The sequence below is a fragment of the Marinobacter sp. genome (assembly GCF_048259445.1).
Classification (GTDB): Bacteria; Pseudomonadota; Gammaproteobacteria; order Pseudomonadales; family Oleiphilaceae; genus Marinobacter.
This window is the reverse complement of the sequence record NZ_JBLXHQ010000030.1, coordinates 36,252-48,945: the sequence shown is the minus strand read 5'-3', so window position 1 is coordinate 48,945 and position 12,694 is coordinate 36,252. Positions and strand designations below refer to the sequence as shown.

4 protein-coding genes are annotated in these 12,694 nt (G+C 51.1%); all 4 read right to left on the bottom strand.

The annotated features are described in order from the left end of the window. Nucleotides 1-73: 73 nt before the first annotated feature. The 4 genes from ACN0RL_RS17350 to ACN0RL_RS17335 are packed head-to-tail and all read right to left on the bottom strand — an operon-like array spanning nucleotide 74 to nucleotide 12,694. Complete coding sequence (locus ACN0RL_RS17350; RefSeq protein WP_417519111.1) at nucleotides 74-2,701, bottom strand: hypothetical protein; 2,628 nt, start codon at nucleotides 2,699-2,701, stop codon at nucleotides 74-76. Continuing rightward, on the bottom strand, nucleotides 2,698-5,952 hold the full coding sequence (drmD, locus tag ACN0RL_RS17345; RefSeq protein WP_417519109.1) for a DISARM system SNF2-like helicase DrmD: 3,255 nt from the start codon (nucleotides 5,950-5,952) through the stop codon (nucleotides 2,698-2,700). The genes ACN0RL_RS17350 and drmD overlap by 4 nt, the downstream gene beginning before the upstream one ends. A 44-nt stretch (nucleotides 5,953-5,996) precedes the next feature. Next, nucleotides 5,997-9,089: a sacsin N-terminal ATP-binding-like domain-containing protein gene (locus tag ACN0RL_RS17340; protein ID WP_417519107.1), complete on the bottom strand. Its 3,093-nt coding sequence runs from the start codon at nucleotides 9,087-9,089 to the stop codon at nucleotides 5,997-5,999. Next, entirely contained in the window at nucleotides 9,086-12,694 is a 3,609-nt protein-coding gene (locus tag ACN0RL_RS17335) for a DEAD/DEAH box helicase (RefSeq protein ID WP_417519105.1), read from the bottom strand. Before ACN0RL_RS17335 ends, ACN0RL_RS17340 begins: the two co-directional genes overlap by 4 nt.

Here is a 12,694-nt window from a genome sequence, read left to right as displayed (position 1 = left end):
GTGTCCACTAAAGAATAAGTGGACACTATCTTGAAGGCTTCGACATCACGCTCAAGATGGGTTGGCCGGACGGTTACAATACTTTAAAGAGTTCGTCATGTACATCGGCCGCCGGAAGCTTTTCGTCCATGTCAGCCTGCCCACTGATAATGGCGATCAGCTGATCCGGAACGGCTTTGCTACGTTCCTTGATGGTGTCGTTAAACACGTCGCCTTTGGTTTCCTGCTGACCTTTCTTTTTGCCAGTCGTGTGGGTTTTGACGTAGTAATGGTTAATCAAGTTACCAGGATTGTTTTTTTGGTAATCCTTATCGCCACCTTCACGCTGCCAAGCCATGGCCGGGTACTCCCGATAGGTGTCGAACCAGGCGCCGACCAGGGCATTACCCGCTTTCAGTTTGTGATCGAGGAAGCCAAATGGCAGGTCGCGATCCATGGTTTCTACCCAGAGCGCCATACGCCCCAGCTCAACCGCCAGCGGGTCTAGGTCTACGCCATACAGACAGCGCTCAACGATGTGCCGCTTTAATTGCGCCTTGAGGGCTTCTTCGAAGCCTTCGTGGCCGGGTTTCAGCTTTAACAGTTCATCACTCAGCAGGCTGGAAATCTTTTCCTCATCCAAGGTCGCTTCACCGGTTTCATCTGCGGGGCGGATGTACTCATGATGAAACAGGGACTCCACTAGTGCATCGGTAAGATAGCGCAAAGCACCCACGAGAAAGGAACCGGAACCCATGGCCGGATCACAGACTTTAAGAGACAGTATCTGCTCAGGATTTTTCGGCGCCCACTGCTTTACTTCCTCCAGCCCGGTGCGACTGTCAATTTCTGTTTGTACCCCGTCGTAGGTCAGTGGCTGCAAGGTGCGCCGAACAGTGGGTGCCGCAAGCTGCGGTCGGGTATAGAAAGTGCCGGCTCCTTTCCGGGTGCCGCCCCACCGAACCAGGTAAAACTGGCCCGGCGCAATCATTTTTGCACACAGTTGTTTAGCCGCTTTTCGCAGCTCATCAGGATCAATTCCCTGGCTTGCCGCTCGGCCGCGCGGCTTTTTCACTAAGCCAGCCATAACGGCTGCTTTTTCCAACCAGTCCTGTGCTCGCGCCAAGTGGTCTTCGGTCAGTGCTGGCTCGACTTGTTCGACTTCTGCCGGTACCTCATCTTCTTCGAGAGTTCCCTCAGCGTCGCCATCAGCATCATCACTGCCTTCGTCTTCTAATTCTTCATCCGCATCAACGGGTGAATCTTCTTCCTCACCTTCATCGGCACCGGACTTTTCCTTCTTTTTTAGCGCTTCAAACAACTGCTTGATTGTTTTGTCATCCATCGCTTCCAATTGCGACAGGGCCAAAGCCGGTTGATTGCCTACTCCAAGGAAAATGACTGGATCGTCGGCAGCGGCTTGCTTGAGCTCAAAGTCCAGCAGCCCCTCGTAGAGGATGCCGATGTACTCCGAAGACAAGGCAGAGAAGTCGACTGGACCGTCTACCCAGGTGTTGCGTCTACCTTGGCGAATTTTCAGGCGAGTCCGCGTTAACAACCGCAGCATATTCAGTACTTGCTGGTCACTGATGAGGTTGTCCGGACTTTCCAGAATGGCCAATGCTCTGGTAATTGGGTCATCGCTTTCGGCGTTGCCAGGTTCAAACAGTGCCCCACCATAGTGAGGTACTGGAATGGCTTGGTGTGCAGAGCCGTGATAAATGAGGTTAAACAAGCCGATGAGCCTTGGCCAAGCGCTGCGCCCATGACTCAAACGATCGCTGCCCCGGCCACCGGAACGACGGTCCAGTTGTTGGCGCAGTCCCTCAAGGCTGTAGGCCTGCTGATAGACAGGGTTGTCCACTGGCAATAACCCACGGGCTTCGGCAAACAACGTGATAATGCAGCGCATCACGATACGTGAACCGGCCACATAAAGGTCGTTGTAATCAAGCCTATGCTGCCCGCCCTGAGACTGCTCAATGGTGGCTTGAGATGCCGTAATCAACTGTTCCACAGCCTGACGAACCCGCTCGCCCAAAATGGAGGAGAGCTCGGCCTGCCCCTTGCGAGATTCGCTGACCGCTTTCATCAACAGACTGCTCTGGCTATCGGGGCTGAGCAATGCATCGCGGTTAATCAGTGCCCGCCATGCCAGGGTCTGGGCGGCCGGCTCGCCTTCCTGAAACCAGAGTTCAATATCCCACTCACACCAGGATTCATAATCAGGGCCAGCATGAATCAGCCGCCATTGGCGTCCGTTCGTAACCAGTGCTAGGGGCTGCTTCTGCCGCCGTAACCACTCTGTTACACGGCTCAATAATTGCCGGGAGCGACCGACGCCCAAACGGCCACTGAATTGGCGAGAAGCCCCTTCTTCCGGCACGAACACAGGCAGAATTTCGCCATTCGGCCCTTGCCAGATACGCCGTGGTTTAACATTGACGCCGGTAAAACTCCGCAGGCTCCAGTGGCTTTCAACCGCTTGAGCTTTCTGCCACTCGGCTTCAGGAATTCCGCTAAAACTCTGAAGAACATAATCCAGTAGTGGAGCGAGGCCGCTGTTGGTGCCATCGAAAGCGGTTACTGCCCGGCGGAGCTGTTCTGCTTGCCAGTAGTTCAGATCAGGCAGTGTTTCGGGGAAGTATTCAGACAGTTTTCCGGCGGAAATCAGAAGGCCCCCATGGTTTAGGGACGACCAGCCTTCATTATGCAGATTCATGCCTTTACCTCCGGCAGACGGATTTCAATAGTTACCGGGAATACCTGTGCTTCTCCATGGAGGCTGAAACGATGTGGGATCACTTGCTCGATAATCCGCTGTTTCTCAGACTTGAGGCGCTCAAGTAAATCTCCAAAGTGGCCCTGACGTCGCTTGAGTTCGTCTTCCAGATCCCGCAATTCTCGTTCGGCGCGCTCGTCAGCATCCTCCAGCAGGTCAAACTGCCGGGCAGATGCGCGTTTCTCCTCGATCTCCCGTCGAAGTTTTTCGATACTCTGGTTGCGCTGAAGCGCAGCTATCTCGTTGATGCGGCGCTCAAACGCTTCCTTTTCGCGTTGATGCGCTTCCGACTGGGCTTCCGCCAGCTCCTGGGTCAGTGTTTGGGTAATTGTTTGTCGAAATTGACCGATAAAGTCTCTAACTTCATCTTCAACTTCATCCCAGATGTCGCGCGCTTCCTCTACACAATCGATGCTCACCGCACCTGGCTTCGGGGCATGATGAGGGCCGCAGTAAGGCAGAGGCTGTTCAATTGAGTCACTGAACACCGGCAGAGCAAGGGTTCGTGTCCAGTGATGAAAGGTTTCCCGCAGGTCGTTAATCGCCATTTCTTCAACAGTAAGCAGTATCAGCGCCTTGGCACCCTCAGGAACTTGCCCCTGGGTTACCACCCACCGGCTGGGCGGTCGAGTGTCCGTTTGGCTTCCAGGAAAACGCAGTCGAGCAAAGGCGTTCAGGGTATGCCGTAACAGAGGGTGTCCGAGATGGAGCAACACGGTATCCGGTGACGGCCGGAATACGGGTCTTCCGTTAACGGTATCGATGAAATACTGATTATCGAAGACCAACCAGGGCATTGAACCCGCAACGCCCTTAACACCCGGCAATCGCAGATTATCGTCCACAATGGCTTGCCAACGAGCTGGCAAAGGTGGCTTTAGCCGCACCCTGCCTTTGGCATCTGGCCCATCGAGAACCTCTCTGCTGGCGCCCAGCCCCATGGCAATTTCCAGCGTTGACTTAAGCGTGTCTGGTGTCAGGTCGAGATCTGACAGCAGTTCTTGCAACTGCTGCTTTTCCTCGATACCGCGCTCTTCGGTGACAACCTGAGCATCATCCGTTGCCCCTTTGCGGCTCGCAATTTGCCGATCCAAGTCTGCCAAAACGTCGGTGTCTTCGTTGAGTTCCATCATCCGTCGCTGGAAAGCTGCATCAAAAATTTCACCTACTGAGCCCAAATCCTCCCGGATATCGTTCACCTTGGCGATAACCCTGGCGACGAAGTTGAGATCCGAGTCATCGTCACTGGCAAAGTGGTATATGGTGACATCCCTCGCCTGGCCATGTCGGTCTATGCGGCCATTTCGTTGCTCCAGTCGGGAAGGGTTCCAGGGGATTTCGTAGTGCATCAGCAACCGTGCGGTGTGCTGCAGGTTTAAACCTTCCGATGCGGCATCGGTTGCAACCAGAATGCGTGCCGATGAAGCGGCATCGTTGAACGCCAGCTTGACCTTCTCCCGCTCTTCGTCGTTCATGCCACCAAACAGCTCAATGACAACCCCGTCGTCTGCACCATATTCGCCCTTGAGACGATTGACCAAGTAATCGAGGGTCGTCTTGTACTCCGTGAAAATGATCAGCCGTTCGTCGTCTTTCCATTGATCGGCGTTGCGAAGTTCTTTGTTGATCAGCTCAATTAGCCGATCAATACGCGCATCGAAAACAGGCGTTACTGAGACAACGGGCTGTTGATTGAGTCCAAGCGCGTCTAGCGCCTGATCGACTGCTTCTATTTCGGTGCTCAATGCGTCTACGAACGGGTGCATCCAGCCGCCGACAACGTGAACGGCGTGTCGACCACGGCTTTCCCGTTCCTGATCATCGTCAATGTCTTCTTCGCTAGCTCGCCTGGCTGCCAAAACTTCCGCAGCCTTAAGCTCCTCCGTTTCGGCCAGACCTTCTTTAAATCTCAACCAGCTATCGGCAAACGTGACCGGACTGGAAAGCAGTCGCTTCCGCAATATTTCAATCGCGAAGTTCAGTACCGTCCTCGCTTCTGGCGTTGTTCGGATCATCCCTTTCAGTCCGTTGCAAAAACGCCTGACAGCCTGAGCCAGATCTTTCTCCGCACGGAGCATATATAACGGTAGGGGTTCCAGGTGGCGCTTCGCAAAGCGAGGGACATTGCCAGACTCCTTGTCTTGCTCATTGATCTCACTTTTAAGCCGGCGAATGAGGACCTGGTTGATCATCTGCCGTTCTTTTTCTGTGAAGTTCGGCGTCTGGGTAAAGCGAACAGGGTCGAGCTGCTCCAGTAGACCCGAGAAACAGCGAGTGTGGCCGTTATGGGGTGTAGCCGTCAGGAATAGCCGGTGCTCAAACCAGGGTGAAATCAGGCTCAGCATGTTGGCTAAGTCGCTATTTTCACCAAAGTTTGAAGGCATGAGGTTATGAGCTTCATCCACAATCAGCAGATCCCAGGGAAGCTGCGCGCCACCTCCACGCTCCTGTGCTGAGCGACAATTAGCAATAAACTGTTCCAGAACGTCAGGCTGCCGGAGGTAGTGATAGGAAGTAATAATCCGCGGGAGCACTCGCCAAGGGTTGGTATCCAAACCCCTTTCTTTCTGAAGTTTGTGCGTTGCTGCTTTATCAACAATGTCGAAACCGAGTGAGAATTTTTCTTCCATTTCCTGCTGCCACTGAGTCCTCAGCGATGCAGGTGTAATGACCAACACTCGGCGAATGCGCCGCTTCCGGATAAGTTCCGCCAGTATCAGGCCTGCCTCAATCGTCTTACCCAGACCAACATCGTCCGCCAGTAGCAATGAGACTCGCGGCATTCGCATGGCGCGGGCAAGAGGGACAAGCTGGAAATCATCGGCACTGACTGCACCGTATACAGGCGCAGTCGGCACAGGATCAGAGCGTTGCGCGAAGTTCTTTGCTGATAGGAACGGCGTTAATGCGCTCCAACGGGTCGAACGCTGAAGAGCTAAAAACTCATCCATCTTCATCGGTGGATCTACGTCGATTCGAGGTAAAGCATTAGGTTCCAGGACGACCGGACCTTGCTCGCGCTCCCAGAGAATAGATTCCTCTGCATCGCCGTCAGAATCACTGAACTCTACGTTTACAAGATGAAGCAGTCTTGAAGTGCCAGGTTCTTCATGAGGTTCCACCGAGGAGATGATGCCTCGTCTATTTCGAACAGTTGCCAACATTCCTACCCTGGGTACAGACGGACTCATTAAGTATTGCTCCTGGAAAAACTTTAGTGCATGCCGATTTTCTGCTAATCCTGCTTATCATTAGCTGCGATGATGGCGTGAAGATCTGCGATATGTGTTTTCGTGAAATAAGCCGTTACGTTCTCGTCGGCTAGAACCAATTCCAGCTCGTTATCTTCCAGGCCCAACACCATGTCTTTTAAGAGGTCTGAAGCGCCGTTGACGTACTCGAACATGGCGGCATGGTTCGGACACAAAGAAAGATAATTCTGATAGTGCTGTTTTCGTAGCTCAGGTAGAAACTGAACCGCTTCGAAGTAAAAACTCCCATCGCCAAGTTTGAATGGCAATGCCTGCTTGCAAACCTGACAGATCATTACGCCGTCGCTGTTCGTATATTGGTGGCGCAGATAAGGTTTTGTGTCCTTTTTTACCATGTCACGGCTTACGGATACCGAGCGTGCACGCATTTCCATCACACGCTCTGGCGCATCTCTGGCTTGATCCAAGGTTCTGGCAGCTCGTCGTTCCGGATTGCTCGGCTTTTGTTCTGGCAACTCATCGGTCAGTTGCCGCTCATGAGCTTCCTTGAAATACTGCCGTTCCGCTGGACTGAGTTTGGCGAACCATGTAGCGTCGTTGAGAGCGTCCTCATCCTCGATACCAAGCACCCTGGCCACTTCTCGTTTGCGCTCAGTGTTTTGTACTTGTTTTGCTGCATCTTCTCCAAAGCGAATAGCCTTTATCCAATTCCAGCCCGGGTCAAACGAAAAGCCCTCGGGCAGCAACGTACTCACTGCTTCTGAAGGCCGGACAAAACTTCCATTACTTTGAGGAACCCAATTACCGTTCCGTAATTGATGAACGATTTGGGAGTCTGCAAACCTGGGACCATTTGCTTGGTTTTTTCGATATGTAGCGTGGAGATGTTGATTCTTAAAACTCTTCAAAGCCATGTTCCAGATGAGATGAGCTAGCTCTAGGTTTGGAGCCACCAATAGGCGATCCAGTCCTTCAATAACATAGTCCCGATCCATCGGAGACGTATGTCGCTCACCTGGAACTGCTCTCAAATAGCTAAAATTCGGATTCGACCGGCAGGACTTTTCAGATATTTCAAGTTCTGTACAAGCCCCAACGTGCGCCGCAAAATCAGCTACTCGCTTTTTTGACAATCCGAGATTCAAATACCGGCTTGCCAGCGCCTCTCGCTTGGAATTGTCGCCAAACGCATCGTAATACCCCGAGAGACCTGTATAAAGAAATGGAGAATCAAGATAAGTCTGCTCGGGTTGCCCCCACTTTCCATCTTTACGCTCGAAGATCCAGTAATCTTTGAAAAGTTCTGCACAACTCGGCTCCTCCTCCACCAGAGCGACAAACCGCTTCAGGTCGGCCTCGTGTGTTAGAGGATCTGGCAAATCCGCTTCTTCGGAATAACGTTGTTCGAGGATAACTCTGACTTGCTCTGCTTCCCCAACTTCTCGAACGCCAATCGCCTCAAGTAATTGCCTCGCACTCTCCTGCTCTTTTTTATTTTTCCCTGAAGTATAAGTTTCTATCGCCACACGGGGCAGAAGCGGATCATCAGTAATACTATCGGTTGGAAAATACGCCTCATCGCCTACCAGATATTCTCCGGTAGAAATACGCGCAAGACAAAGTCCTGCGACTCGATCAAGCTCATCTTCAGGCTCAAGTTCACGATATAGCAGCGCGTACAGCTTCTGGTGCCATTCCAATGGCTTATGTTCAAGCCAAACTGTAAAAGCAGGATCTACTTTAAACTCACATATTGCGGGATCGAATGTACTCATTTTATCGAGACCTGACTCCAGCACTCCCACAAACTGCTCTATATCGAAGTCCTGGATATCCAGTCCGGATAGGAACCGATCGATGTCACTATTTTTTTGTTGAGCACCCACCGCCCAGCCCAGCGGTGCTTGATGATCAGGGAGAAGAAATTTAAGATCTTCCGGCGACAAAAGCGACTTTAGAGCTGCTTTAGCCTGCAAAAGAGACTTAGCGGCCGCATGATTTTTAGCGTATGTGGGCGTTAACGGTTGCTCATTCATTGCCTCAATTATCGAGTCGAAAATCACACTGTAGCGCGACGCCACATTGTCTTTTGGATTTGGAAGCACCGCCAAAAAGTCAGTATTCAACAACCCATGTTCTTTTATCGTAAACAAAGAGCCGACGACCAACTCCGCCAACTGGTCATAAAGCGGCTCATTGGCGGGCGTTTCTTTGATGCTGGCGCGGCTTAATTCCGGAACAAACGGGGCATGCAAATGAAACCGCAGTCCTGAAAACTCTTTCTCAGCGGCAAAGAATACGAAGACCTGGCCGGGGGACGCTGGGGCGATTTGGAACTGCTTGGACAAAGGTTTAGAATTAACATAGTTTTCCGTTCCCGGCTGCAAATCCAACGGATAAGCAATCGCAATATTCTGCCTTTCTAGCCCGATTACTGGTTGAGTAAAGCGGAGAAAATAGGAGTTTTGCTTTACCCTCCCCCCATTTATTTTTCGGGTCTCAACGTGGTGATCCGAGTGCTCCAGGCGTTGAACCTCACTTTCACTGCCTCTTTCTACGACCCAGGTGATCGAGCGTATATTGGAGAGAAATAGTAATGTGGTTGAGGCAATCTGATTAAGACCCGAAGATATTTCTGAGTAAGCATCTGCCGGCGACATTTTAGGATTATTAAAAGGAAATTCGAAGCGAGTGTTCTGACCAATGGTCGAATCTGCTGCTAACTCTTCCGGTAAAACAAGTTCTGTTATTTGAAACGAAAACGTCGGCGACCAGATTCTAGGTGTTTCGGTGTAGGCAAACACCGCTTTAAAACCTACGCCAAAGCGGCCAATTTTATCCTCGTCATCAGTTTTGGTTCCCTCACCAATGTCAGTTATGGCGTAGAGATCCTGCTTCTGAAATGGGCGTCCATTGTGTTCAAAAACAAGAGCCTCTCTTGAGAGGGCGAATTTGGTTTTGGTCGCGCCTGTGTCCTCTGCATTTTGCAGCAGTTCATAAATAAAATGGGCGCTGTCGGGATACAACTCCTCGACGATTTTCCGAATGCCGGTATGCTTTTTGAGCGTCCGGGCAAGATCCTGGTTATATTCCTTAACCTTCCTGATGGGGTTCATTCCTGGAGCCCTTTAGTTACAGTTAGCACACCAACCACAAGTGGATTTGCGTGGATGTCTGCACTATTCGAGGCGTCTTCAAGCTCTCTCATACGCCGTTCGTAGTCATGTATTGCACGCCCTAACTCGGACTCTTTCATGCGAGTAATTCGCTGATTGGTAGCCTGCCGTAGTTGGTCCTCCAGAAGGTTCCGCCGGGCCTGATGGCTGACACTCAAGCTTTGCTGACGGTGCTTTACCAACTCATGGTTCTCCCCAACATGATTAGCACGCGCTGCTCTCCACTTGATATGGTGACTTTGATCGAGTTCAGCTTCCATCCCATCGTCGACACCCGCCTCTGACGCAGCATCATGAGCGTTAATGAGTAATGACAGCAGTGAGCTTTGCACGATGTCGTCATTGGCCACCGCAACCAACTCATCGTCATTTTTCACTCCGACTTTGCGCCAGTGGTACAAAGCGAATGGGTACCGACCTGGACTGATAGTTTCACTATTGGCATGGAGACTGACCTTAACGACATCACTGTGCTCCTGATGCAAGGCCGCTTGACGAACCAGAGGATGCAATACGCCCAGATGGATCACATCTGGATTGGAGGCGGCAGTTTCCTGATCGAACGTAACGGATAACATGGGGTCAGCCCCTTTAAGCCACTTTTCCCATTGTCTAAATAAGGGGTCAGAAGATCGAGGAAGTTGTTTGAAGTCCTCAAGTAGGCGTGCTCTGATTTCATGGTTAAGCCGCAATGTTTTAAGCGGCTTATCGCCGAGGAGAAATTCACCATCGGTCTGAGCCCGCGAACTAAGATAAGCTTTGACACAGGCTAATAGCGCCTCTGACGACAACCAATATGTTTCAGCTGCCTCAATCTCCTCTTGCCAGGATTGAACTGGGACAGTCAGCCCGAATAGTTCCGCCTGTTTCTCTTCGAGTAACTGCTCTTCCTGTACCTGACGTATGCTGTTATCACCGAGCTGCTTCAGGCGCTCTTCACGTTCTTGCTCCGATAGCGTGAAACTTTCTGCGATATTGTGGATCTCCTGGGTAATTTCTCCAAGAATCTCTTCGCTACCACCAACCGCATGCTGAAACACTCCAATACGCAGTAAACAACGCTCATAAATATCAGCATCGACTGTGCCTGGTGTCACCATGTTAACGATGGCCACTGTCTCGCTCTGCTGCCCATAGCGGTCAATCCTTCCTATCCGCTGCTCTACCCGCATGGGGTTCCAGGGAAGATCATAATTAATCAGCAGGTCGCAAAACTGAAAATCGAGACCTTCACAGCCAACTTCTGAAGAGAGAAGGATATCCAGCGTCTGAGGATCATCTTTGGGCAATGCAAAACGATGACGGAGAGCAGCGCGTTCGTCATCCCGCACGCCTCCATGAACAAGGCCAAAGCGCAGGCCAGCTGCTGTGACATAATCCGCCAGATAGGCTAGGGTGTGTCGGAAAGTCGTGAATACCAATGACTTGTTATTGATCATTTGGCTCTTATCGTTCAAAACCCGGATAAAAGCCTCGACCTTTGGGTCGAACCGATCAAGATTTTCAGCGTGAGACAAGAGCTCTGTAATTTCATTACGGACCCCTGCGACAAATTTGAGATCTATTTCTATGTCTGAATCTCCGACCTCCATTAACTCCAGGCTGTCGAGTTTTCCGGTGAGAGTATCTCTTAGAAGTGGTGCAAGACCGTAAATGCAGCTGGCAGCCTGCCTCCGAACCGTTGTCATCATGAATTTAACGTTCTGAGAACCATGAGAATGAGTAAAAATTCGGCCGATGACGCTGAGGAGTTCGTCGTGGAGAGCTCGCTGCTCTGCAGTAAAAGGAACCGTCACCGTTTCAGGCTTCCTGGTGGTGAATTCACCGATATCTCTGCGCCGCGTTCGGTTAATCATCGAACTAAAGGTATAAAGCTCTTCAAGAGCCCGGATCACTCCGACTCGTGCCGTATCACATAGCGATGGCTCACCCAATTCATCGTATACACGCTGAAACGCCGGTGATTCGCGCAGGAAAAGGCGGCCCCAAGAGGTTTCTGCAGCTTTATCCAGAAAAGCCTGGGCTTCATTTTGCCAATATGGCTTCGCGAAACGGCACGACTGTACTGCTTGATTGATAGGCTTATTAGGTTCTGCCATTTGTTGGAAACTGGCGTGGTCGATTACAAGATCCGGGCGCAATGCATTTAGAAGCGTAAAAAGATCCTCACTTCCCAATTGTACTGGCGTGGCAGTGAGAAAGATGGCAGCTTGAGCATTATCACAAAAATAACGCACCGCTTGATGCAGGTACGTATCCGCGTTGCGGATATGATGTGCCTCATCGACGATGACAAGATCAAATTTCGGAGGTGAATCCAAAGCAAGCAGTCCCTCTGTGTTTCGCCTCCCTTTGCCTTCTTTGCCTTCTTTGCCAAATAGAAGGCTTGAATCGAACAGAGAAAATGGAACGATAGCTTTTGAATACTGGTCTGGCCAATCACCATCAAGGTTCGTTTCCTGCAAACAATGCCGAAGCAATGACCCATCGAGTGCGGTAAAGCTTTCATCAAAGCGCTTCATTTCCACAAACCATTTCCGTTCAGCTACCAGCGCCTTTGGGCAGATGATGAGCACCGATGAAATATCCATCCGTGCACGGAGCTCTTTGATAATCAAGCCTGCCTCTATCGTTTTACCCACACCCACTTCGTCCGCAATTAATAGGCGAGGCCGGTCAGCACGGATCAGCTTCAACACTGGACGGTACTGGTAAGGTACAAACTTTATGCGGCCAGACCTGAGAGAATAAAGATTGGCGGTGGACGGAGAAAGCAATTGCAAGCTTGTCAGGTACGCATGCAGTCCAGTAACACTCAATGTTGGCCGCAGAGGCTGAACATCATTACATGATTGCAGCTGGCTTTCGTAGTACGTCATTTTTTTGTTGTTTTGAAAAACTACATAGCGGCACTCAGAGCCGCCCGTTAACACCTCAATAATTGCCACTACGACCGACGAATCCGAGCGAAGCTCCACCAACTCCCCTACCCGGAAGTTTGACTCTCCTTCGGAGGGCCCTTTTATAAGATCCGGTTCACCGTGCGCCGTGCCTTCCGTCCCGGTAGCGAATTCAGAATCGCCACTTTGGCCGGGCGCGATACCTTGTTCAGCCGCCATGTATGCTAAAGCCTCGGCTTTCGCAGCTTCAACCGCTTTAATTGTGGACTCACTGGCGTTGACCATCGTGAGAAACAGGCCAAGTGTATCTGCGTCGCGATAGATCTCACTGGCATCGATTGTCTGGGCGGATAGATGTGCCCATTTATTTCGAACGGTTTGTAGCTCTTTTAACCAGTTTCGGCCTTCACGGGGAAGCTTTAAATCTTGTGATAGCTCGAACCAGTTCTGATCCAAAGTCCTTAATAACGCTGCAAAATCCAGTGAATCGAGCCCATTAAGATTTCGTTCAATAACCATTCTCTGCTGTTGAAAACTGAGCCTATCGACAACTTGTCTGTTCCACCAATCATCAGAGAGTTTCGGCAAAGCGACCGCTAAAAAAGTCGCCAGCTCGGCTGTGGCGAGATGGATCAGATTATTCAT